18 protein-coding genes and 1 pseudogene are annotated in these 22,663 nt (G+C 71.3%); 9 read left to right on the top strand and 10 right to left on the bottom strand.

Annotated elements, in window-relative coordinates; translation table 11 throughout:
- Positions 1 to 10: 10 nt before the first annotated feature.
- Positions 11 to 1,194 (bottom strand): annotated as a pseudogene (locus tag IE136_RS05810) (TadA family conjugal transfer-associated ATPase).
- Entirely contained in the window at positions 1,191 to 2,345 is a 1,155-nt protein-coding gene (gene ssd, locus IE136_RS05805) for a septum site-determining protein Ssd (protein ID WP_158988322.1), read from the bottom strand. Before ssd ends, IE136_RS05810 begins: the two are co-directional and overlap by 4 nt.
- A 506-nt stretch (positions 2,346 to 2,851) precedes the next feature.
- Here ssd and IE136_RS05800 point away from each other — a divergent pair.
- Positions 2,852 to 3,706: an HAD family hydrolase gene (locus IE136_RS05800; RefSeq protein ID WP_158988323.1), complete on the top strand. Its 855-nt coding sequence runs from the start codon at positions 2,852 to 2,854 to the stop codon at positions 3,704 to 3,706.
- Positions 3,707 to 4,020: 314 nt separating this feature from the next.
- Here IE136_RS05800 and IE136_RS05795 read toward each other — a convergent pair whose 3' ends face one another.
- Complete coding sequence (locus IE136_RS05795; protein ID WP_158988324.1) at positions 4,021 to 4,848, bottom strand: Fic family protein; 828 nt, start codon at positions 4,846 to 4,848, stop codon at positions 4,021 to 4,023.
- 102 nt (positions 4,849 to 4,950) lie between these two features.
- On the opposite strand from IE136_RS05795, the gene IE136_RS05790 reads away from it, so the two are divergent.
- Positions 4,951 to 5,937 carry an ATP-binding protein gene (locus IE136_RS05790; protein WP_158988325.1) on the top strand — a complete coding sequence of 329 codons (987 nt, stop codon included), beginning with the start codon at positions 4,951 to 4,953 and terminating at the stop codon, positions 5,935 to 5,937.
- A 57-nt stretch (positions 5,938 to 5,994) separates the two neighbouring features.
- Here IE136_RS05790 and IE136_RS05785 read toward each other — a convergent pair whose 3' ends face one another.
- A complete protein-coding gene (locus IE136_RS05785; RefSeq protein WP_189599698.1) occupies positions 5,995 to 7,281 on the bottom strand; it encodes a hypothetical protein in 1,287 nt (428 codons plus the stop codon).
- A 310-nt stretch (positions 7,282 to 7,591) separates the two neighbouring features.
- Between IE136_RS05785 and IE136_RS05780 the strand changes: the two genes are divergently transcribed.
- The 6 genes from IE136_RS05780 (at position 7,592) to IE136_RS35360 (ending at position 15,705) form a co-directional block, all read left to right on the top strand.
- Entirely contained in the window at positions 7,592 to 10,078 is a 2,487-nt protein-coding gene (locus IE136_RS05780) for a bifunctional SulP family inorganic anion transporter/carbonic anhydrase (RefSeq protein WP_189599697.1), read from the top strand.
- 196 nt (positions 10,079 to 10,274) lie between these two features.
- The gene (gene acs / locus IE136_RS05775; protein ID WP_189599696.1) at positions 10,275 to 12,230 is read left to right on the top strand and encodes an acetate--CoA ligase; all 1,956 of its coding nucleotides are present in this window, start codon (positions 10,275 to 10,277) and stop codon (positions 12,228 to 12,230) included.
- Positions 12,231 to 12,534: 304 nt separating this feature from the next.
- Positions 12,535 to 13,944, top strand: coding sequence for a Na+/H+ antiporter NhaA (nhaA, locus tag IE136_RS05770; protein ID WP_189599695.1), 1,410 nt, complete (start codon positions 12,535 to 12,537; stop codon positions 13,942 to 13,944).
- 38 nt (positions 13,945 to 13,982) lie between these two features.
- A complete protein-coding gene (locus IE136_RS05765) occupies positions 13,983 to 14,459 on the top strand; it encodes a phage holin family protein (protein ID WP_158988330.1) in 477 nt (158 codons plus the stop codon).
- Complete coding sequence (locus IE136_RS05760; protein WP_158988331.1) at positions 14,456 to 15,397, top strand: alpha/beta fold hydrolase; 942 nt, start codon at positions 14,456 to 14,458, stop codon at positions 15,395 to 15,397. Before IE136_RS05765 ends, IE136_RS05760 begins: the two co-directional genes overlap by 4 nt.
- A gap of 119 nt (positions 15,398 to 15,516) precedes the next feature.
- Positions 15,517 to 15,705 (top strand): hypothetical protein, encoded by a 189-nt coding sequence (locus IE136_RS35360; RefSeq protein WP_158988332.1) that lies wholly within the window; start codon positions 15,517 to 15,519, stop codon positions 15,703 to 15,705.
- Positions 15,706 to 15,785: 80 nt separating this feature from the next.
- Here IE136_RS35360 and IE136_RS05755 read toward each other — a convergent pair whose 3' ends face one another.
- From IE136_RS05755 to nth, 3 genes are all read right to left on the bottom strand, one after another.
- Positions 15,786 to 16,985 (bottom strand): MarP family serine protease, encoded by a 1,200-nt coding sequence (locus IE136_RS05755; RefSeq protein WP_158988333.1) that lies wholly within the window; start codon positions 16,983 to 16,985, stop codon positions 15,786 to 15,788.
- Positions 16,986 to 17,033: 48 nt separating this feature from the next.
- Positions 17,034 to 17,783, bottom strand: a complete 750-nt coding sequence (locus IE136_RS05750) for an NUDIX hydrolase (protein ID WP_308432383.1) — start codon at positions 17,781 to 17,783, stop codon at positions 17,034 to 17,036.
- 75 nt (positions 17,784 to 17,858) lie between these two features.
- Entirely contained in the window at positions 17,859 to 18,773 is a 915-nt protein-coding gene (gene nth, locus IE136_RS05745; protein ID WP_308432382.1) for an endonuclease III, read from the bottom strand.
- 304 nt (positions 18,774 to 19,077) lie between these two features.
- Between nth and IE136_RS05740 the strand changes: the two genes are divergently transcribed.
- Positions 19,078 to 19,752 carry a Crp/Fnr family transcriptional regulator gene (locus IE136_RS05740; protein WP_015034542.1) on the top strand — a complete coding sequence of 225 codons (675 nt, stop codon included), beginning with the start codon at positions 19,078 to 19,080 and terminating at the stop codon, positions 19,750 to 19,752.
- Between the two features lie 86 nt (positions 19,753 to 19,838).
- Here the strand turns inward: IE136_RS05740 and IE136_RS05735 are convergent, their stop codons facing one another.
- The 3 genes from IE136_RS05735 to IE136_RS05725 form a co-directional block, all read right to left on the bottom strand.
- Positions 19,839 to 20,723, bottom strand: coding sequence for a prohibitin family protein (locus IE136_RS05735; RefSeq protein WP_158988335.1), 885 nt, complete (start codon positions 20,721 to 20,723; stop codon positions 19,839 to 19,841).
- A 105-nt stretch (positions 20,724 to 20,828) separates the two neighbouring features.
- Positions 20,829 to 21,659 (bottom strand): MBL fold metallo-hydrolase, encoded by an 831-nt coding sequence (locus IE136_RS05730; RefSeq protein ID WP_158988336.1) that lies wholly within the window; start codon positions 21,657 to 21,659, stop codon positions 20,829 to 20,831.
- Positions 21,656 to 22,651, bottom strand: a complete 996-nt coding sequence (locus IE136_RS05725) for an NUDIX hydrolase (protein WP_189599693.1) — start codon at positions 22,649 to 22,651, stop codon at positions 21,656 to 21,658. The genes IE136_RS05730 and IE136_RS05725 overlap by 4 nt, the downstream gene beginning before the upstream one ends.
- Between the last annotated feature and the right edge of the window lie 12 nt (positions 22,652 to 22,663).

The raw sequence follows: 22,663 nt of genomic DNA, 5'->3' as shown, positions 1-22,663 counted from the left end.
CACTGCTCCCTCACCACAACTCGCCCCCGATCAGCGCTTGCAGCCGCTCCCAGCCCCGCTCCCGCTCGAACCCGGCCGCTCCCCAGCGCAGCGCGGGCACGGTGACCACCAGCCCCTCCCGGTTCCTTTCGAGGACATGGATCTCGGCGATTCGCCGCCGCCCTGCCCGGTCCCGTACGAGATGCAGCACCGCCGACAGCCCGGCGCCCAACTGGCTGTGCAGCGCCGCCCGGTCGAGGCCCGCCGCCGTCCCGAGGGCTTCCAGGCGGGCCGGGACGTCCGCAGCGGTGTTGGCGTGGACGGTCCCGCAACCGCCTTCGTGTCCGGTGTTCAAGGCGGCCAGCAGATCGACGGCCTCCGCGCCCCGTACCTCACCGACCACCAGCCGGTCGGGGCGCATCCGCAGGGCCTGGCGGACCAGTCCCGGAGGGTCACCAGACCCGCGCCCTCCTGATTCGCGGGTCGCGCCTCCAGGCGCACCACATGGGCATGATCGGGCCGCAGCTCGGCCGAGTCCTCGGCCAGCACGATCCGCTCGCGCTCACCCACCAGACCGAGCAGGGTCGAGAGGAGCGTCGTCTTCCCCGACCCCGTGCCGCCGCTGATCAGGTACGAGACCCTGGCCTCGATCAGGGCGCGCAGGATTCGCTCCCCACCGGGCGGAACGGTGCCCGCATCGGTCAGCTCCGCCACGGAGAAGGCCCTCGGCCGCACCACCCGCAGCGACAGGCAGGTCGATCCGACCGCGACGGGCGGCAGCACGGCGTGCATCCGGGTCCCGTCCGGCAGTCGTGCGTCCACCCAGGGCCTGGCGTCGTCCAGGCGCCGTCCGGCGACCGCAGCGAGCCGCTGGGCGAGCCGTCGCACCGCGGGCGCGTCGGCGAAGGAGACGTCGGTGAGTTCGAGGCCGGAGCCGCGGTCGACCCAGACCCGGTCGGGGGCCGAGACGAGGACGTCGGTGACGGCCGGGTCGGCGAGCAGTGGCTCCAGCGGTCCCGTGCCGACCAGCTCGCACCGGAGGGCCTCGGCCGCACCGAGAACCTCCGCGTCACCGAGCAGCCTTCCTTGGGCCCTGAGCGCTGCCGCCACCCTCGCCGGCGTCGGTTCCGCGCCGCTCTCCGCGAGCCGCCGCCGCACGGCCTCCAGAAGGCCCTGACCACCGCTCGGCCCGCCCAGGGCCGGCACGGGGCTCATGAGGCCCCCTCGGGGGTCAGCGCCCGCTCCCAGAACTCCGTGCAGAACCGGCCCAGCGGCCCGCGTGCGTCGAAGCCCGGCGGGTCGCCGGCGTCCAGGGTGGCCAGGAGGCCGGGGTCGTGCGGCAGTTCACCGGCGAGGGGCAGGCGCAGGGCGTCCGCGACCCACTGTTCGTCCAGTCCTGGGGCGTACGGCCCGCGCACGACCACGCGCAGGTCGCGCAGCACCGTGCCGGCGAGCGCGGCGACGCGGTGGGCCGCCGCGACGGCCCTCAGCTCACCGGGAACGACGAGCAGTCCGAGGTCGAGCTGGACCAGGGCCTCGCTCACCGCCTCGTCGACCCGGCGCGGCAGGTCGACGACGACCAGTCCTCCCCGTCTGCGGGCCGCGGCGAGCACCGAGCGCATGGCGTCGGGCGCCACGAGGACGGAGTCGCCCCGGTCCCAGCTGAGCACCCGGAGGCCGCGCACGGACGGCAGGGACTCCTCCAGGGCGCCGCCGGCGACCCTCCCTTTGGAGGCGGCGAAGTCCGGCCACCTTCTGCCCTCGGCCCGCTCGCCGCCGAGCAGGACGTCGAGCCCGCCACCGAGCGGGTCGCCGTCCACCAGCAGCGCCCGCCGGCCGGTCCTGGCAGCGGCGAGCGCGAGAGCGCAGGCGAGGGTCGAGGCCCCCGCGCCGCCCCGGCCGCCGATGACGCCGACGGTCAGCGCCTGGCAGCCCACGCCCTCGGCGGCGTCGGCGATCCGGTCGACGAGCCAGCTCTCGGCGTCCGGGAGCCGCAGTACGCAGTCGGCGCCGATCTCGACGGCCCGCCGCCATACGTCCGGGTCGTCCTCGTCGCGGCCCACGAGCATCACCCCGTGCCGTCGGGCGGCCCCACGGCAGCGGCCCGCCGCGTCGTCGCCGACCAGGACGAGCGGGGCGTCGGCCCAGCTCGCGCGGTCGTCCGGCACCGTGTGGTGCACCTCGGGCTCGGCTCCCGCGGCGGCGCACAGCCGCAGCAGGTCGTCGAGGAGAGCGAGGTCCTCGGTCACGATCAGCGGCCCGGTCCGGCGCGTCTCGGCCGCCGACTGCCCGTCCGAGCCCACCGAGCCTCCGGGCAAGCGCCCGGACGAGCCGGCGGATCGCGAAGCCCTGGAAGGCCTCGGCATTCTGAAAGTCATGGTTCCGGCCACGGCACACGCCCCCTGTCCCCTTGTGATCCCGCACGTGCCCGTCGCACGGCCGAGATCGGTGATTCCTGCTGCCCGCGGAGTTCGCGGCGGGAATCACCGTGCCCCCGCCCCGGAAATCGCGTGGATCTTGCTCAAAAACTGTGGATAACTCACCGGTTGTGAATAACTTCGTGACCCATACCGGGGATGGCCGGAGAGCAGCGCTGCGATTACCGTGAGTGACGAATCGAGGGCATTGCGCCGTCGCGGCCGCAGGGCCGACAGAAGGGGGAGCAATGGGGATCCGGCAGACGAAAACGCGTCCGGACATGCGACGACCCCCGCCGGGGGGGAGAGCGGGGGTCGTCTCTCCGGCCGACTCGGGGGGGGAGGAGCCGGACCGGGTTAGCACGGTCGCGAACGATCCGTGACTTCCATGGTGTACCCGAGAGCCCTCTCAGGCAAACCCACACGCCCGAGCGTACGCCGAATGGCGGGCACCTATGCTCGGGCTCGTGGAAAACCACTCGTTGCCGCGCACAGCCGCCTTCTTTGACCTGGACAAGACGGTCATTGCGAAGTCCTCGACGCTGACCTTCAGCAAGTCCTTCTACCAAGGCGGGCTGATCAACCGCCGCGCCGTCCTGCGGACTGCCTACATCCAGTTCGTCTTCCTCGTGGGCGGCGCCGACCACGATCAGATGGAGCGGATGCGCGAATACCTTTCCGCGCTCTGCAAAGGCTGGAACGTCTCGCAGGTCAAGGAGCTCGTCGCCGAGACCCTGCACGAGTTGATCGACCCGATCATCTACGACGAGGCGGCCTCGCTCATCGAGGAGCACCACGCCGCGGGCCGCGATGTCGTGATCGTCTCGACCTCGGGCGCCGAGGTCGTGGAGCCGATCGGCGAGATGCTCGGCGCCGACCGGGTCGTCGCCACCCGGATGGTGGTCGGGGACGACGGCTGCTTCACCGGCGAGGTGGAGTACTACGCCTACGGGCCCACCAAGGCCGAGGCGATCCGGGAGCTCGCGGAGTCGGAGGGGTACGACCTCTCTCGCTGTTACGCCTACAGCGACTCGGCGACCGACGTACCGATGCTCGAGGCCGTCGGCCACCCCTACGCCGTCAACCCCGACCGGACCCTGCGCCGTGAGGCGACCGCCCGGGACTGGCCGATTCTGGCCTTCGAGAAGCCGGTCCGACTCAAGCAGCGACTGCCCGCCTTCAGGATGCCGCCGCGCCCCGCGCTCGTGGCGGCGGCCGCTGTGAGCGCGGCCGCGGCGACCGCCGGACTGGTCTGGTACGCCAACCGCCGGCGACACGCCGCTCTTGCCAATCGCTTTGCCCGGATTTGAGAAGAAAGTAAAGAAGTGGAGCCAGGGCTTTCCCTTCCGATCCGACAGGAGTAGAAAGGAATCAGGCCCGCGAGACCTAGGACATCCGAGAGGATCACCTGTTGAGCAAGAAGGCCCCACGGACCTCGCACTGAAGCCGAGCACCCACGCGACGTCGACCCGTCGATTACGGGCCAGCCGCACCAGGCGTAGGGCCAAGTTCCCCGCCTGATGGGCACATATCGAGGACGCTTGGTAACTCGGCAGACGTGCCAGCGGCGGTACCAGGACTGGTACCGCCGCAACCCTTTGTGCCGAACCTTCGCGCCGCCCGCCTACGCGGCGCCCCTCTGCAGCGCCTCGCAGACCGCCGTGGACTCCCGGACTCCCAGCTCCACAGCCCGGCCGCAGTGGGCGATCCAGGTGGCCATGCCCTCCGGGGTGCCCGACAGGTATCCCTCGAACGCCGCGACGTACGCCGCGCGCCCCTGCTCCGCGTGGCCGACCTCGGCCGGGCAGATCGACTTGGGGTCGAGCCCGCTGCCGACGAGCACGATCCGCTCGGCGGCCCGCGCGATCAGCCCGTTGTACGAGGTGAACGGGCGCAGCGCGAGCAGTTCGCCGTGCACCACGGCCGCCGTCACCAGCGCCGGGGCCGTGCCGCCCGCGATGATCAGGTCCGAGAGCCCGTCGAGCCGCCCAGAGACCTCCGCCGGGTCCGGCAGCGGCGCCCCGATCAGCGGCTCGTCGACGGTCTCGCCGGCCTGTCGCGGCCTGCCCACCGAGTCACCGAAGCCGGGGGCGTCGCCCACCGCGACGAGGTGCAGCCGGGCCAGAACACGCAGCGGCGACTGGCGCCAGATGGAGAGCAGCTGCCCGGCCTCGGCGCCGAGCCGTAGAGCGGCGCCGACCGTGCGCGCCTCGGGGTCGCCGCCGAAGTCGGTGCGCCGGCGGACCTCTTCGAGGGCCCAGTCGGCGCCGGACAGCGCGGCCGAGCCGCGCGCCCCGCGCAGGGCGGCCTCGGAGGTGATCTCGTTGCTGCGGCGCCGCATCACGCGGTGCCCGTAGACCCGGTCGACGGCCTTGCGTACGGAGTCCACCGATTCGGCGACGCCCGGCAGGGAGCCGAGGGCGGCCAGGGGGTCAGAGGCGTGCGTACTCATAAGTAGCGAGGCTACGCGCCCCGGGGCGCGGCCCCACGATGGAGTGGTCTTCTTCACGCACATTGACCACACACCGCGGTCGTGCCGCTACGCTAGGTGAACATGAAGATCGCTTTCGTAGGGAAGGGCGGCAGCGGGAAGACCACGCTGTCCTCGCTCTTCATCCGCCACCTCGCCGCCAATGAAGCCCATGTCGTCGCGGTGGACGCCGACATCAACCAGCACCTCGGCGCCGCGCTCGGCCTCGACGAGGCGGAGGCGGCGGCGCTGCCGGCGATGGGCGCGCATCTGCCGCTGATCAAGGATTACCTCCGCGGGAGCAATCCGAGGATCGCCTCCGCCGACGCCATGATCAAGACCACCCCTCCTGGGGAGGGATCACGCCTGTTGCGGGTGCGCGAGGACAACCCGGTGTACGAGGCCTGCGCGCGGACCGTGCGGCTCGACGACGGCGAGATCCGGCTGATGGCGACGGGGCCGTTCACCGAGTCGGATCTGGGGGTCGCCTGCTACCACTCCAAGGTCGGCGCGGTGGAGCTGTGCCTGAACCACCTGGTCGACGGCGAGGACGAGTACGTCGTCGTCGACATGACGGCGGGCTCGGACTCCTTCGCCTCCGGGATGTTCACCCGCTTCGACATGACCTTCCTGGTGGCCGAGCCGACCCGCAAGGGCGTCTCGGTCTACCGCCAGTACAAGGAGTACGCCCGGGACTTCGGAGTCGCGCTCAAGGTCGTCGGCAACAAGGTGCAGGGCCCGGAGGACGTGGACTTCCTGCGCGCCGAGGTGGGTGACGACCTGCTGGTGACGGTGGGCCATTCGGACTGGGTCCGGGCGATGGAGAAGGGCCGGCCGCCGCGCTTCGAGCTCCTGGAGGCGGACAACCGGATGAGCTTGCAGGCCCTGCAGAACGCGGCGGACGACTCGTACGCGCACCGGGACTGGGAGCGCTACACCCGCCAGATGGTCCATTTCCACCTGAAGAACGCCGAGAGCTGGGGCAACGCGAAGACGGGGGCCGACCTGGCGGCGCAGGTCGACCCCGGGTTCGTACTCGCCGAGGCGGTGGCCGTGCCCCAGCCCGGCTGAGAACGCCCGTACGGCCCGGGGCCGGCCCTGATGGTGGCGGTCGGCCCCGGGTGAGCGTCAGCTCTGCTCGGGCTGCTTGACGGCCGGCTTCGACGGGGTGGCCGGCTGGGGGGCCAGGAAGGTCGCCCAGCCGCCCTTCGGTGCCTCGCCGACCTTGAGGGTGCGCAACTTGGCCAGGACCGCGGGGTCCTGGGCGTCCAGCCAGTCCGCCAGCTGGCGGAAGGACACGCACTTCACGTCCTTCTGGACGCAGACCGTGGCGATGGTCTGCTCGATGGCGCGCATGTAGGTGCCGCCGTTCCAGGACTCGAAGTGGTTGCCGATGATGAGTGGCGCCCGGTTGCCGTGGTACGAGCGGTTGAAGGCCTGCACCAGGCCGTCGCGCATCTGGTTGCCCCAGAACTCGTGCATGGACGGGTCGCCCTGCGTCGTGCCGGACTGGTTGACCAGGAAGTTGTAGTCCATCGCGAGCGTCTGGAAGGCGCGCCCCGGGACCGGGACGAGCTGCATCGAGAGGTCCCACAGGCCCTGGTCCTTCTTGGGCCAGATGTGGTCGTTGACGCCGCTGGTGTCGTAGCGGAAGCCCATCTGGGCCGCCGCCCGGACGAAGTTCTTCCGGCCCTCGAGGCAGGGAGTGCGGGCCCCGATCAGCTCCTTGTCGTAGTCGAACGGGAGCGGCTGCTCGGCGGTCAGGCCGGCGTTCGTCTTCCAGTTCTTCACGAAGGACTTGGCCTGCAGGACCTCGCTCTTCCAGTCCTCGACCGACCAGTTGCCGACGCCGCTCTCCTTGCCGCAGAAGTGGCCGTTGAAGTGCGTGCCGACCTCGTTGCCCTCCTGCCAGGCTCCGCGCAGTTCGCGCACGGTGGCCCGGATGCCCTCGGTGTCGTTGAAGCCGATGTCCGAGCGGCCCGCCGCGTGCTGGGGAGGGTTGTAGAGCTTCCGCTTCTCCTCGGGCAGCAGATAGACCCCGCTGAGGAAGTACGTCATCTTCGCGTCGTACTTCTTGCCCACCTTGCGGAAGTGGGAGAAGAGCTTCTGGCTGTCCTCGCCCGCGCCGTCCCAGGAGAACACCACGAACTGCGGCGGCTTCTGACCGGGCTTCAGTCTCTCCCAGGTGGGCTGGTGGGGCTGGGCGCCGGTGAAGGCGGTCGAGCCGTCGCCGATCAGCCGCACCGCGTTCTGCGGAGCCGCGGCCTGCCCCTTCTTCGCCCCCGAGGCGCCCTTCGCCGGGGCGTCCTCGTCCGAGCCCGAGCAGCCGGCGAGGCCGGTGATCAGGGCGACGGCAAGAGCGCCGACGGCGAGTGTCCTCGTGCGGGCAGTGGTCCTTCTCCCGGCGGCTGTCATCCGCCCACCTCTCCTCGGTTCCGTGCGAGCGGCGCCAACGTCGCACTCGGCCGCCCGGGGAGATGAAACGACAAGCGGCACTACCCCCACTTATCACCCGAACCGGTGAAGCATTGCCCTGTTTGCCCCGAAAATAATGCCGCAGACTTTACTCTGCATTACGATCCATTTACCGAGCGTTGATACTCGTCTCAGTGACCTGCGAGGTCCACGCCGGTATCCCGCCGCTGCACGCCGTGACCCACGGCCGCGACCCCCACGTTCGTCCCGCACGAGCCGCGACCGCGCTGCCCCGGAGGAGACGGGAACCATGACCCTCTGCCCCACCGACCGCACGACCACCAGGCCCCGCTTCCAGCGCCCGCACAGCCCGCCCGGCGGCAGGGGACGCTTCGGTGTCGCGGGCGCCGACCTCTCCGCGTCCATCTCCGTCTTCCTGATCGCCCTGCCGCTCTCCCTCGGCATCGCACTCGCCACCGGAGCGCCACTCCAGGCCGGCCTGGTGGCCGCCGCCGTCGGCGGTATCGTCGCCGGCCGGATCGGCGGGGCTCCGCTCCAGGTCAGCGGGCCCGCCGCAGGCCTCACGGTGGTCACCGCCGAGCTGATCCAGCGGTACGGCTGGCGCACCACCTGCGCCATCACCGTCCTCGCCGGCCTCGCCCAACTGGGCCTGGCCGCCCTGCGGGTGGCCCGCTCCGCCCTCGCGGTCTCGCCCGCGATCGTGCACGGCATGGTCGCCGGCATCGGCGTCACCATCGCCCTCGCCCAACTCCACATCGTGCTCGGTGGCACACCGCAGAGCTCCGCCGTGGACAACGCCCTCGGGCTGCCCGCCCAACTGGCCGATCCGCATCGGACCGGCCTGGCCATCAGCGCGCTCACCGTCGCCGTCCTGCTGCTGTGGCCGAGACTCCCCGGCCGCGCGGGCCGTCTCCTGCGGAAAATTCCGGGCGCGCTCACCTCGGTGGCGGCGGCGACGGCCCTGGCGACGATCGCCGGACTCGCCGTCCCCCGGGTCGACCTGCCCTCCTGGAGCAGCCACGCCCTGCCCGGGCTGCCCGAGGGCCCGGTCCTCGGCATCGCGGCCGGGGTGCTCACGATCACGCTGGTGACCAGCGTGCAGTCGCTGCTCTCCGCCGTCGCCGTCGACAAGCTGGTGGCCGCCCGCCCCGACCGGGGCCACGGCGTCCCCCGCTCCCGGCTCGACCGCGAACTCGCGGGCCAGGGCGCGGCGAACGTCGTCTCCGGCGCACTGGGCGGGCTGCCGGTGGCCGGGGTGGCGGTCCGCAGTGTCGCCAACGTCTCGGCGGGCGCCATGACACGGAACTCCACGATGCTGCACGGCCTGTGGATCGTGCTCGCCGCGCTCTTCCTGGTCCCCGTCATCGACCTCATCCCGCTGCCCGCGCTCGCCGCGCTGGTCATGGTCGTCGGCATCCAGATGGTGAGCATCACCCACATCCGCAGCGTGACCCGGCACCGCGAAGTCCTGGTGTACGCGGCGACGCTGACCGGTGTGGTCCTCATCGGCATCCTGCAGGGCGTCGCCCTCGGCATCGTCGCGGCGACGGCCGTCGCCCTGCACCGCCTCGCCAAGACCCGGATCAGCCGCGAGGACGAGGACGGACGCCATCGGGTGAGCGTACGAGGACAGTTGACCTTCCTCGCCGTGCCCCGGCTGAGCCGGGCCCTCCACCAGCTGCCGCACGGCTCCCACGTCGTGGTCGAGCTGGACGGGTCCTTCATGGACCACGCCGCGTACGAGACGCTGCACGACTGGCACGCGGCTCACCTCCGGCACGGCGGGACGGTCGAGATGACCGGACCCTCGGGCGCCCGGATCGCCGAGCCCGCGCCCGAGGCACACGCCTGCTGCCGCCCCTGGACCCCCTGGCGCAACCACCACTGCGGGGAGCGGCCGGCGGACGAGGCACGGGGGTTGACCGGGCACCAGCTGGCGAGCGGCATCGAAAAGTTCCAGCGCAACACGGCCCCCCTGGTGCGCGACGAGCTCGCCCGGCTCGCCCGAGAGGGCCAGCGACCGTCGCAGCTCTTCCTCACCTGCGCCGATTCCCGCCTGGTCACCAGCATGATCACCTCCAGCGGTCCCGGCGACCTGTTCACCGTGCGGAACGTGGGGAACCTGGTTCCGCTGCCGGGTGAGGAGAGCGGGGACGATTCGGTCGCGGCGGCGATCGAATACGCCGTGGAGGTGCTGCAGGTCGAGTCGATCACCGTCTGCGGACACTCCGGCTGCGGGGCGATGCAGGCGCTGCTCAACAGCCGGCCCGACGCCCCGCAGACCCCGCTGCGGCGCTGGCTGCGTCATGGCCTGCCCAGCCTGGAGCGGATGGCGAGCCGCGAGTACGCCTGGGCGCGGATCTCCGGGCGGCTGCCGGCGGACCGGGTCGAGCAGCTCTGCCTGACCAATGTGGTCCAGCAGCTGGAGCATCTGCGGGCGTACGAAGCGGTGGCGCGGCGACTCGCCGAGGGCACGCTCACGCTTCACGGGATGTACTTCCACGTCGGCGAGGCGCAGGCGTATCTGCTGGCCGGGCCGGACGAGATGCACCGCTACGACGACGTCTTCGACCGTGTCCCGCCCTCCCTCGCCCGCGAGGAGGACCGCGTACCCACCCGCGAGGGGAACGATTTCGTGCCGTCCTGGGAGGAGGTCCGCGTACCGGCCCGGGAGGACGAGCACGTACCCGCCCGGGGCGAGGACTGCGTACCTGCCCATGACGTGGAGCACGAGCCGGGTCGCGTGCCGCCCCGGGAGGAAGCGCACGCGTCCTGAACCTTCCCGTGCGGACGTCCGTGAGAGTGTGTGGCCCCTTCTTCCCGCCGCCCCGGGAGGGAGGGGCCAACCCCACGCCCATCCGCTCACAGGTCTAAACCAATTTCCTGGAGACCCTTGTCACCCGGGCATCTGACTGATGAGCTATGACGCGGGACACATAGGCACATAGGACGCCCTGGGAAAGGGAGATGTCGTGAGCAACGAAAGCCTGGCCAACCTGCTTCGTGAGGAGCGTCGGTTCGCACCGCCGGCCGAGCTGGCCGCGCACGCCAACGTGACGGCGGAGGCGTACGAGCAGGCCGCGGCGGACAGGCTTGGCTTCTGGGCCGAGCAGGCGAGGCGGCTCACCTGGGCCACCGAGCCGACCGAGACCCTCGACTGGTCGAACCCGCCGTTCGCCAAGTGGTTCGCCGACGGCACGCTCAACGTGGCGTACAACTGCGTCGACCGGCACGTCGAGGCCGGCAACGGCGACCGGGTCGCCCTCCACTTCGAGGGCGAGCCGGGTGACAGCCGCGCCATCACCTACGCCGAACTGAAGGACGAGGTCTCCCGGGCCGCCCACGCCCTGACCGAGCTGGGCGTCACCAAGGGCGACCGGGTCGCGATCTACCTCCCGATGATCCCCGAGGCCGTCGTCTCGATGCTGGCCTGCGCCCGCATCGGCGCCGCGCACTCCGTGGTCTTCGGCGGTTTCTCCGCCGACGCCATCGCCACGCGCATCGAGGACGCCGACGCCAAGCTCGTCATCACGGCGGACGGCGGCTACCGCCGGGGCAAGCCCTCCGCGCTCAAGCCCGCCGTCGACGAGGCCCTCGGCCGGGTCGACCGCGTGCGCAACGTCCTCGTCGTCCGCCGCACCGGTCAGGACGTCGCCTGGACCGAGGGCCGGGACGTGTGGTGGCACGACATCGTCGCCCGCCAGTCCGCCGACCACACCCCCGAGGCGTTCGAGGCCGAACACCCGCTCTTCATCCTCTACACCTCCGGAACGACGGGTAAGCCGAAGGGCATCCTGCACACCTCCGGCGGCTACCTCACCCAGGCCGCGTACACCCACCACGCCGTCTTCGACCTCAAGCCGGAGACCGACGTCTACTGGTGCACCGCCGACATCGGCTGGGTGACCGGGCACTCGTACATCACGTACGGACCGCTGGCCAACGGCGCGACGCAGGTCATGTACGAGGGCACGCCGGACACCCCGCACCAGGGCCGGTTCTGGGAGATCGTCCAGAAGTACGGCGTCACGATCCTCTACACCGCGCCGACCGCGATCCGTACGTTCATGAAGTGGGGCGACGACATCCCCGCGAAGTTCGACCTGTCGAGCCTGCGCGTGCTCGGCTCGGTCGGCGAGCCGATCAACCCCGAGGCGTGGATCTGGTACCGCGAGCACATCGGCGCCGGCAAGACCCCGATCGTGGACACGTGGTGGCAGACGGAGACCGGCGCGATGATGATCTCGCCGCTGCCCGGCGTCACCGAGACGAAGCCGGGCTCGGCCCAGCGCCCGCTCCCCGGCATCTCCGCCACCGTCGTCGACGACGAGGCCCACGAAGTGCCGAACGGAGGCGGCGGCTACCTGGTCCTCACGGAGCCGTGGCCGTCAATGCTGCGCACCATCTGGGGCGACGACCAGCGGTTCCTCGACACCTACTGGTCCCGCTTCGAGGGCAAGTACTTCGCCGGCGACGGCGCGAAGAAGGACGAGGACGGCGACATCTGGCTGCTGGGCCGGGTCGACGACGTCATGCTCGTCTCCGGGCACAACATCTCCACCACGGAGGTCGAGTCGGCCCTCGTCTCGCACCCGTCCGTCGCCGAGGCGGCGGTGGTCGGCGCCGCCGACGAGACGACCGGTCAGGCGATCGTGGCCTTTGTCATCCTGCGCGGTACGGCCGGCGAGAGCGACGGGCTCGTCGCCGAGCTGCGCAACCACGTCGGCACGACGCTCGGACCGATCGCGAAGCCCAAGCGGATCCTGCCCGTCCAGGAGCTGCCGAAGACGCGCTCCGGGAAGATCATGCGGCGCCTGCTGCGGGACGTCGCGGAGAACCGGGAGCTGGGTGACGTGACGACGCTGACGGACTCCTCGGTGATGGCGCTCATCCAGACGCAGTTGCCGAGCGCTTCCAGCGAGGACTGACCAGGACCGGACCAGCCATGGAGAAGAGCGCCCGCCCCGGCCTCCCGGGGCGGGCGCACTCGCGTCCAGCGCGGCCGACGGCCGACGGCCGGCTTCCAGCGGTCGGCGCCCGGCGCCCGCGCCCAGCGGCGGATCACAACGGGACGAACCAGCCATCCCTCCCTAAAGTGAAACCCGCCGGACACAACCCTGGCTCGTTAGGTAAGGTAAAGAAAGCGTCGACGACGCGACAAGAAGACCTAGGTGCGCCGGGAAGTCTGGTCGGCATGAGCTTCGCCCTGCCCACCGACCGGAGGTCTCCCCCGTGCCCGCGCCAGCGCCCTCTCCCACCCCCAGCCGCCGCAAGTTCCTCGGCCTGCTGTCGCTGCCCGAGCGGCAGTACCTGGCCGACGCGCTGCGCACCGAGACCGTCGGTGGTGTGCTGCTCCTCCTCGCCACCGTCGCCGCGCTCGTCTGGGCGAACTCCCCCGTCGGCGACAGCTACGCGACGGTACGGGACTTCCACATAGGGCCCTCCGTCCTCGGCCTCAACCTCTCCATCCAGCACTGGGCCGCCGACGGGCTGCTCGCGATCTTCTTCTTCGTCGCCGGCATCGAGCTCAAGCGCGAACTCGTCGCGGGCGAGCTGCGCGATCCCAAGGCCGCCGCCCTGCCCGTGATCGCCGCCCTCTGCGGCATGGCCGTGCCCGCGCTGGTCTACACCCTGGTCAACGCCATCGGGGGCGGCTCGATGGACGGCTGGGCCGTCCCCACCGCCACCGACATCGCCTTCGCGCTCGCCGTCCTCGCCGTCATCGGCGCCTCGCTGCCGTCCGCGCTCCGCGCGTTCCTGCTCACCCTCGCCGTCGTCGACGACCTCTTCGCCATCCTGATCATCGCGGTCTTCTTCACCAGCGACCTGAACTTCCTCGTCCTCGGCGGCGCCCTCGTGGGCCTCGCCCTCTTCTGGCTGCTCCTGCGCAAGAAGGTCCGTGGCTGGTACGTCTACGTGCCGCTCGCCCTGGTCGTCTGGGGCCTGATGTACAACAGCGGCGTCCACGCCACCATCGCCGGTGTCGCCATGGGCCTGATGCTGGACTGCAGCAGGCGGGAGGGCCAGAAGCACTCCCCGGGCGAACACATCGAGCACCTGGTCCGCCCCCTGTCCGCCGGCGTCGCCGTCCCGCTGTTCGCGCTGTTCTCGGCCGGGGTCGCCGTCTCGGGGAAGTCGATCGGCGAGGTCTTCACCCAGCCCGTCACCCTCGGCGTCGTGCTCGGTCTCGTGGTCGGCAAGGCGGTCGGCATCTTCGGCGGCACCTGGCTCGCCGCCCGCTTCACCCGCGCGGAACTCAACGAGGACCTGACCTGGCCGGACGTCTTCGCCGTCTCCTCGCTCGCCGGCATCGGCTTCACCGTCTCCCTCCTCATCGGCGAACTGGCCTTCGAGGGCGACCAGGCCCTCACCGGCGAGGTCAAGGCGGCCGTCCTGTTCGGCTCCCTGATCGCGGCCGTGCTCGCGACCGTCCTGCTCAAGCTGCGGGTGCGGACGTACGAGGCGCTGGTCGCGGACGAGGAGCGCGACGAGGACATGGACGGCATCCCCGACGTGTACGAACGGGACAATCCGGAGTACCACCTGCGCATGGCCGCGATCTACGAGAAGAAGGCCGCCGAACACCGCGAGCGCGCACAACTGGCGGGGGCATCGCGCGATGACGCCGACAGTCCGGCATGATCTGAGGTCGGAACCGTAGAAGAGAAGAGGGAGCAGCTATGAGCGACCCGGTCAACGGAGCCGAGCGCAGCCTCGGACAGCTGGTCGCCTCGGCGACCGCCGAGATGTCCGCGCTGGTGCACGACGAGATCGCCCTGGCCAAGGCCGAGATCCGACAGGACGTCAAGCGCGGCGCGATGGGCGGCGCCGCCGGCGGCGCCGCGGCCGCGGTGTTGCTCTTCTCCCTGCCGATGCTGAGCTTCGCGCTCGCCTACGGCATCCAGGCCTGGAGCCACTGGCACATCTCCGTCTGCTTCCTGCTCTCCTTCGCGGCCAATGTGCTGCTGGCGGGGCTGCTCGGGCTCCTGGCCTACGCCAAGTTCAAGAAGGTCAAGAAGCCGGAGAAGTCCATCAACTCGGCCAAGCGGACCGCCGCGGTCCTGCAGAACGCCAAGCCGCACCCCCGCCCCGAACGGGCGGTCCTGCCGGGCACGGTCCAGGAGAAGGCCGCTGTTGTGGGACGCTCGTCTGCATGACCGTCCCTGAGAGCAGCACCGGCAGCGGCAACGGCAGTCCCGTACGGATCGACGGCCCGTGGACCCACCGCGACGTGGCCGCCAACGGCGCGCGCTTCCACATCGCCGAGATGGGCGACGGACCGCTCGTCCTGCTGCTGCACGGCTTCCCGCAGTTCTGGTGGACCTGGCGCCACCAGCTGCCCGCTCTCGCCGACGCGGGGTTCCGGGCCGTGGCGATGGACCTGCGCGGCGTGGGCGGCAGCGACCGTACGCCCCGGGGCTACGACCCCGCCAACCTGGCGCTCGACATCACCGGCGTCGTCCGTTCCCTCGGGGAGCCGGACGCGGCGCTTGTCGGACACGACCTGGGCGGCTATCTCGCCTGGACGGCCGCGGTCATGCGGCCCAAGCTGGTGCGCCGGCTCGCGGTCTCCTCGATGCCGCACCCGCGCCGCTGGCGCTCGGCCATGCTCTCCGACTTCTCGCAGTCGCGCGCCGGTTCGTACGTATGGGGCTTCCAGCGCCCCTGGCTGCCGGAGCGTCAGCTCGTCGCCGACGACGCCGCCCTGGTGGGCCGGCTGATCGAGGACTGGTCGGGGCCCGGGCTGCCGGACGAGGCGGCGATCGAGGTGTACCGGCGGGCGATGCGCATCCCGTCGACGGCGCACTGCTCCATCGAGCCGTACCGGTGGATGGTGCGGTCCATGGCGCGGCCCGACGGAATCCAGTTCAACCGGCGTATGAAGCGCCCGGTGCGGGTACCCACGCTGCATCTGCACGGCTCGATGGACCCGGCGATGCGGACGCGCAGCGCGGCGGGCTCCGGTGAGTACGTGGAGGCGCCGTACCGCTGGCGGCTCTTCGACGGCCTGGGGCACTTCCCCCACGAGGAGGATCCGGTGGCGTTCTCCACGGAGCTCATCAACTGGCTCAAGGACCCCGAACCCGACCGCTGAGCCCGGCGTGCGGAGCCACGGGAACCTCTGTTCTGCGAACGGCCATGTGCCCGCCGCATACTCCAATTGGCGGGCGCCGGGGCGGTTACCGACCTTGGGCCACGGGCAGACGTCGGTGTATGGGCTGGACGTACGACTACGGTGACACCGCACGCGATCGCCGCTCGGCCACGGTGCCGGGCGCCCACGAGAGGAGTGGCCCCGAGGACCACGGCCGCTCGCATTCCGCGCAGGAGATCGGGATCCCGCACATCCTGCGCCGCCGGGCCCGGTGGGTCTCGGCGCGGCTCCGGCACACGCGAGACTGACACCCCCGACCGACACCCAGCCCCGGGGCCGGCACGTGTCCGCGACCGCTCGTCGCGGACACGTGCCGGCCTCGGGTCGCCTACAGCGCACACCCCTCGCTGTCGACCTGCTGGTTCGCGGTGCGGCCCTGGACGATGTCGTCCCGGATCTCGTCGACGGTGAGGGCGTAACCGGTGTTGGCGTCGTCGAGCGAGCGGGCGAAGATCACGCCGTACACCTCGCCGTCCTCGGTGAGGAGCGGGCCGCCGGAGTTGCCCTGACGGACCGTCGCGTACAGCGAGTACACGTCCCTGCGCACCTCGCCCTGACGGTAGATGTCGGGTCCCTTGGCGTTGATACGGCCCCGGACGCGCGCCGAGCGGACGTCGTACGAGCCGTTCTCGGGGAAGCCCGCGACGATCGCGCCGTCGCCGCTGCGCGCGTCCTCCTCGGCGAACCGCAGGGGCTCGGCGTCCAGGTCCGGCACGTCCAGTACGGCGATGTCGCGCCGCCAGTCGTAGAGGACGACCTTCGCGTCGTACAGCTTGCCCTCGCCGCCGATCTGGACGGTCGGCTCGTCGACGCCTCCCACGACGTGGGCGTTGGTCATGACCCGGCGGTCGGCGAAGACGAACCCGGTGCCCTCCAGGACCTTCCCGCAGCTCGGCGCCGTGCCCACGACCTTGACGATGGAGGACTGGGCGCGGGCGGCGACCGGACTGCCGGCGAGCGCCGGGTCCGGGGGCCGGACCTCGGTGATGGGCTCGTTGCCGAAGGGGCTGAAGACCTGGGGGAAGCCGTTCTGGGCGAGGATCGAGGTGAAGTCGGCGAACCAGCTGGACACCTGAGCGGGCATCACCCGCTCCACACCGAGCAGCACCTTGGAGCTGCGGACCTCCTTGCCGAGGGTCGGCATCGTGGTGCCGGCGAGGGCGGAGCCGAGCAGCCAGGCGACCAGCAGCATCGCGACCACGTTGACCAGCGCGCCGCCGGTGGCGTCCAGGGCTCGCGCCGGTGACCAGGTGATGTGCCGGCGCAGCCGGTTCCCGAGGTGGGTGGTGAACGCCTGGCCGACCGAGGCACAGACGATCACCACGATCACGAAGACGACGGTCGCCGTGGTCGAGACCTGGGAGTGGTTCGTCAGCTGGCCCCAGACGACCGGGAGCAGCAGGACGGCGACGAGACCGCCGCCGAGGAATCCGATCACCGACAGGATGCCGACGACGAAACCCTGGCGGTAACCGATGATCGCGAACCACACGGCGGCGAGCAGCAACAGGATGTCCAGCACGTTCACCGTCAATAGCCTCGCAGATTCGTCTTCGGTCGCCCGGGGGTCAGCCTGTCATGCACGCCAGTCCAGCGGGACCTGCTTGGCCCGGTCCCACGGTCTCTCCCAGCCCGCGTAGTGCAGGATCCGGTCGATCACTCCGGCCGTGAAACCCCAGACCAGAGCGGATTCGACCAGGAATGCGGGGCCTTGGTGGCCACTCGGGTGGACGGTGGTCGCGCGGTTGGCGGGGTCCGTGAGATCCGCCACGGGGACGGTGAAGACCCGCGCGGTCTCGGCGGGGTCGACCACGCCGACGGGGGTGGGGGTGCGCCACCAGCCGAGGACCGGGGTGACGACGAAGCCGCTGACCGGGATGTAGAGCTGGGGCAGGACACCGAAGATCTGGACGCCCGAGGGGTCGAGACCGGTCTCCTCCTCGGCCTCCCGCAACGCGGCCCGCAGCAGGCCCCCGTCGGCCGGGGAGCCGTCCTCGGGGTCAAGGGCGCCTCCGGGGAAGGAGGGCTGTCCCGCGTGCGAGCGGAGGCTGCCGGAACGCTCCATGAGCAGTAGATCGGGACCGCGCTCGCCCTCGCCGAAGAGGATCAGGACGGCGGACTGACGGCCGGCGCCGCTCGCGGGCGGCAGGAAGCGGCTGAGCTGCTCGGGCGCGACGGTGCGGGCGGCCCGGTCGACGGGGGCGAGCCAGGCGGGCAGCCCTTCGCGGTCCAGCAGGCCGCCGGTCCCCACGCCGTAGACCTGCCGGTCCTCGGTCGTACCGGACGCTCCGGTCGTCTTCTCGGTCTCTTCTTCAGTGCGCGTCATAGGCACCCCGTGTTTCACAACGCGATCGGACGGCGGCTTCGTTCCCCCATGGCCTCATGGCCCGGGCCCGTGGCCTCATGCACCGGCACCCGGCGACACGCCGACGGCCGGGGGCGCCGGACGGCCGGGGTAGTCCGGGGGCGGGTTGAGGCGCTGGCCGGGATAGCCGCCCTTCTCGTACTTCAGGAGCTTCTTCGCCTTCTCGGGGTCCGTCTCGCCCTCGCCGTACGCCGGGCAGAGCGGGGCGATCGGGCACGCGCCGCAGGCGGGCCTGCGGGCGTGACAGATCCGGCGGCCGTGGAAGATCACCCGGTGCGAGAGCATCGTCCACTCGCTCTTCGGGAAGATCTCGGCGATCTCCGCCTCGATTTTGACCGGATCGTCCTGGTCCGTCCACTTCCAGCGGCGGGCGAGCCGCATGAAGTGGGTGTCGACCGTGATGCCCGGCACGCCGAAGGCGTTGCCCAGGACGACGAAGGCGGTCTTGCGTCCGACACCGGGGAGTTTCACCAGGTCGTCGAGGCGTCCGGGGACCTCTCCCCCGAAGTCGTCCCTCAGGGCCGCGGCGAGACCCATGATCGACTTGGTCTTGGCGCGGAAGAAACCGGTCGGCCGGATCAGCTCCTCGATCTCCTCCGGGTCCGCGGCGGCGAGGTCCTCGGGCGTCGGATACCTCGCGAAGAGCGCGGGGGTGGTCTGGTTGACCCGCAGGTCGGTGGTCTGGGCGGAGAGGACCGTGGCGACGAGCAGCTCGAAGGAATTCCGGAAGTCCAGTTCGGGATGGGCGTACGGATAGACCTCGGCCAGTTCCCGATTGATCTTCCGGGCCCGGCGGACCATCCCGAGCCGGGATTCCGCTTTCGCGGGCTTCGCAGCCTTGGCGGTCTTCGCCGACGGCGTGGCGGACGCCTTGGCGGAGCTTTTGGCGGCCCTCTCTGCGGGGGTTCCGGCCGCCTTCGCGGGGCTCGCGGGTGCCTTAGCGGGAGACACGGATGGGCGTTTTGCGGCATTCGTTCGCTTCGACGCACCCTGTTCGCCCACAGCGGAATTACCCTTGGCGGACACTCTCCCAGCCCCCTTGGCCTGCGCTCTCACCGGCGAGTTGGACACCCGGCCAGCCTAAGGGCCACCACCGACATCCGCCCCGGGCACGGCCGATCACGACCCAATCGGGCCCCTGGCGTACGGACGGGCGGTTCGGTACGTCAAACTTGTTGTGATTGATCGCACTGTTTTGTGCGTCCGGCATCATGGGATCAAGGTCCCCTGAGCAGGTCGACATAGGAGAGAACTCGTGGACGACGTTCTGCGGCGCGCCCCGCTCTTCGCGGCGCTCGATGACGAGCAGGCCGCGGAGCTGCGCGCCTCGATGAGTGAAGCGACGCTCGCCCGTGGCGACGCGCTGTTCCACGAGGGGGACCCCGGCGACCGCCTGTACGTGGTCACCGAGGGCAAGGTGAAGCTCCACCGCACCTCGCCCGACGGCCGGGAGAACATGCTGGCCGTCCTCGGCCCCGGCGAGCTCATCGGCGAGCTGTCCCTCTTCGACCCGGGCCCGCGCACCGCCACCGCGACCGCGCTGACCGAGGTCAAGCTCCTCGGCCTTGGCCACGGCGACCTCCAGCCCTGGCTGAACGCCCGCCCCGAGGTGGCCACCGCCCTGCTGCGCGCGGTCGCCCGCCGGCTGCGCAAGACCAACGACCAGATGTCCGACCTGGTCTTCTCCGACGTCCCGGGCCGTGTCGCCCGCGCGCTCCTCGACCTGTCGCGCCGCTTCGGCGTGCAGTCGGAGGAGGGCATCCACGTCGTCCACGACCTGACCCAGGAGGAGCTCGCCCAGCTGGTCGGCGCCTCCCGCGAGACGGTCAACAAGGCCCTGGCGGACTTCGCCCAGCGCGGCTGGCTGCGCCTGGAGGCCCGCGCCGTGATCCTGCTGGACGTGGAGCGCCTCGCGAAGCGCTCGCGCTAGCACGCAGGCCCCCAGCACGTACGGAGTACGTGAGAGGCCGCCCCGGTCCACGACCGGGGCGGCCTTTCCGTTCGTACGGACACGGCCTAGCGCTTCGTACCGTCCACGATCAGCGGGGTCCCGCTGCCGCCGCCGCAGGGCACCGCGTAGACCGGGTTCTTCCCCGCGGCCTCCTTGTACGCGTCGATGCACTGGTTCATCAGGACCTTGTCCGTCAGCGACTCGTTGAGGATCTTGTTGGCGCGGGCGATGCCCTCCGCCTCGATACGGCGCCGGTCGGCCTCCGCCTTGGCCGTACGGGAGGCCTCGGTGGCGCGCTCGGTCGCCTGCTGCTGCTGGATCTTGCGGTCGATCTGGTCCTGCAGGGCCGCCGAGGGCTTCACGTTGCGCAGGTTGACGGCGGTGACGTCGATCCCGCGCGGGGCCAGTCGCTCCTTGATGAGCGTGCCGATCTCGGCGTTGATCTTCTCGCGGTCCGTGGCGTAGCCCTGCTCGCTCGTGTAGCGCGCGAAGACGTTACGGACGATCTCCCGGCTGTCGGGGTAGACCAGACGCTGCTGGATGGCCTCCTCGCTGCCCGCGAGGCGGTACAGCTCGACGGCCTTGGCCGGCGTGACCGCCCACTTCACGGTCACCTCGACCTCCATCACACCGCCCTGCGAGGAGCGAACCTCCACCACGTCCTTGTCCGAGAGGTTGAGATCGACGGGCCGGGTGGAGAACGTCGTGACGTCGGTGAACGGCGACTTGATGTGCATGCCCGAGGTCATCGGCGAGCCGACCTTGCCGAAGGCGACCGGGACGCCGACCTCGTACGCGCTGACGACGTAGAGGGTCGAAGCGAGCATCGCGAAGACACCGGCGATGAGCGCGCCGAGGGCGCCGAGCCTCAGCCCGCGCGTGTCGTTGGCGCGGGCGACGAAGAACAGCACCACTGCCGCGATGAGCAGCAGGATGGATACGACGAACATGGGCAATCCCCCCGAGAACTACGGCCAGAAGTAAACGGAGCGTAAAGCACGGGCCTCGGGCCCCGGGGCCCCGGGGGGTGGGGTCGGATCAGGTTTCCGCCGGGGTCAGATCAGGTCGTGTCCCCGCAGGTACTCCAGCTGCGCCCGTACGGACAGCTCGGCGGCCGGCCACAGGGAGCGGTCCACGTCCGCGTACACATGGGCCACGACCTCCTGGGCGGTCGTGTAGCCGTTCTCCACGGCCGTCTCGACCTGCGCGAGGCGACTGGCACGGTGGGCCAGATAGAACTCCACGGCCCCCTGAGCGTCCTCCAGGACCGGCCCGTGGCCCGGCAGGACCGTGTGGACCCCGTCGTCGACCGTGAGCGAGCGCAGCCGGCGCAGGGAGTCCAGATAGTCGCCGAGCCGTCCGTCGGGGTGCGCGACCATCGTCGTGCCGCGCCCGAGGATCGTGTCTCCCGTCAGCACGGCCCCGTCGGCGGGCAGATGGAAGGAGAGCGAGTCGGAGGTGTGGCCGGGGGTCGCCACCACGCGGAGTTCCAGACCGCCGACCGTGACCACCTGACCGGCCGACAGTCCCTCGTCGCCGAGCCGCAGCGCCGGGTCCAGGGCGCGTACATGGGTCCCGGTCAGTTCGGCGAACCGGGCCGCGCCCTCGGCGTGGTCCGGGTGGCCGTGGGTCAGCAGCGTGAGCGCGACCCGCTTGCCGAGCTCGGCGGCGATGTCGACGACGTGCCGCAGATGGCCGTCGTCGAGCGGGCCGGGGTCGATGACGACGGCCAGGTCGGAGTCGGGCTCCGAGACGATCCAGGTGTTCGTGCCGTCGAGGGTCATCGCGGAGGGGTTGGGCGCGAGGACGTTGACGGCGCGGGCGGTCGCGGGTCCGGAGACCACGGTTCCCCGGGGCTGTCCGGGCAGTGCGGCGGCGTCACTCACGACGCGCCCCCGATCCCGGCGCCCGTACCCGTACCACTCCCGCTCCCGGCGCCCGTACCCGTACCACTCCCGCTCCCGGCGCCCGTACCCGAGCCGCCGCCGGTCTCGGCGGCTGCCCGGCCCGTCCCCGCTTCCCCGCCCGTCGGAATGTGCTTGGTGAACTCCTCGTGGCCCGGCCAGCTCAGGATCAGCTCGTCACCGTCCAGCCGCGCCTGCGCGAGTACGGGAGTGAGGTCCTGCTCCACCGACGCGGCCAGGGCCTCGGCCGCCGAGCCGAAGCGCTCGAGTCCGCGCAGGGTCGAGATCGTCGGCGGCATCATCGTCAGCTCACCGCGGTCGTAACCGGCCGCGGCCTCCGCAGGGCGGATCCAGACCGTGCGGTCCGCCTCCGTCGAGGCGTTACGGGTACGCTGCCCGGCCGGCAGCGCGGCCACGAAGAACCACGTGTCGTACCGCCGGGGCTCGAACTCCGGCGTGATCCAGCGCGCCCACGCGCCGAGCAGATCGGACCGCAGCGCCAGTCCGCGCCGGTCGAGGAAGTCCGCGAAGGACAGCTCGCGGGCGACCAGCGCCTCCCGGTCCTCCTCCCAGTCGTCTCCGGTCGTGTCGCCGACCACCGAGTCCGCCGTCTCGCCGGCGAGCAGCACGCCCGCCTCCTCGTACGTCTCGCGCACGGCCGCGCAGACGATCGCCTGGGCCTGCGCGTGGTCCGGCACGCCGAGCCGCTCGGCCCAGACCGCCAGGGAGGGCCCGGCCCAGCGCACGGGGTGCTCGTCCCGGGGGTCGACCCCGCCGCCGGGATAGGCGTACGCGCCGCCCGCGAAGGCCATGGAGGCGCGGCGCCGCAGCATGTGGACGCTCGGCCCCTCGGCCGCGTCCCGCAGCAGCAGGACGGTGGCGGCCCGCTTGGGCGTCGCGGGGACCAGCTCGCCCGCGGCGAGAGCGCGGATGCGGTCGGGCCATTCCGGGGGGTACCACTGTCCATTCGCCATGGCCGGATGGTA

The sequence above is a fragment of the Streptomyces lateritius genome (genome assembly GCF_014649715.1).
GTDB lineage: Bacteria > Actinomycetota > Actinomycetes > Streptomycetales > Streptomycetaceae > Streptomyces > Streptomyces lateritius.
The sequence above is the reverse complement of the archived record's forward strand: the minus strand, read 5'-3'. Positions and strand labels throughout refer to the sequence as shown.

Coding starts and splice junctions, on each gene's coding strand:
- ssd (WP_158988322.1), bottom strand. CDS start 2,345: ATGCCGAGGCCTTCCAGGGCTTCGCGATCCGCCGGCTCGTCCGGGCGC.
- IE136_RS05800 (WP_158988323.1), top strand. CDS start 2,852: ATGCTCGGGCTCGTGGAAAACCACTCGTTGCCGCGCACAGCCGCCTTC.
- IE136_RS05795 (WP_158988324.1), bottom strand. CDS start 4,848: ATGAGTACGCACGCCTCTGACCCCCTGGCCGCCCTCGGCTCCCTGCCG.
- IE136_RS05790 (WP_158988325.1), top strand. CDS start 4,951: ATGAAGATCGCTTTCGTAGGGAAGGGCGGCAGCGGGAAGACCACGCTG.
- IE136_RS05785 (WP_189599698.1), bottom strand. CDS start 7,281: ATGACAGCCGCCGGGAGAAGGACCACTGCCCGCACGAGGACACTCGCC.
- IE136_RS05780 (WP_189599697.1), top strand. CDS start 7,592: ATGACCCTCTGCCCCACCGACCGCACGACCACCAGGCCCCGCTTCCAG.
- IE136_RS05765 (WP_158988330.1), top strand. CDS start 13,983: ATGAGCGACCCGGTCAACGGAGCCGAGCGCAGCCTCGGACAGCTGGTC.
- IE136_RS05760 (WP_158988331.1), top strand. CDS start 14,456: ATGACCGTCCCTGAGAGCAGCACCGGCAGCGGCAACGGCAGTCCCGTA.
- IE136_RS35360 (WP_158988332.1), top strand. CDS start 15,517: ATGGGCTGGACGTACGACTACGGTGACACCGCACGCGATCGCCGCTCG.
- IE136_RS05750 (WP_308432383.1), bottom strand. CDS start 17,783: ATGACGCGCACTGAAGAAGAGACCGAGAAGACGACCGGAGCGTCCGGT.
- IE136_RS05735 (WP_158988335.1), bottom strand. CDS start 20,723: ATGTTCGTCGTATCCATCCTGCTGCTCATCGCGGCAGTGGTGCTGTTC.
- IE136_RS05725 (WP_189599693.1), bottom strand. CDS start 22,651: ATGGCGAATGGACAGTGGTACCCCCCGGAATGGCCCGACCGCATCCGC.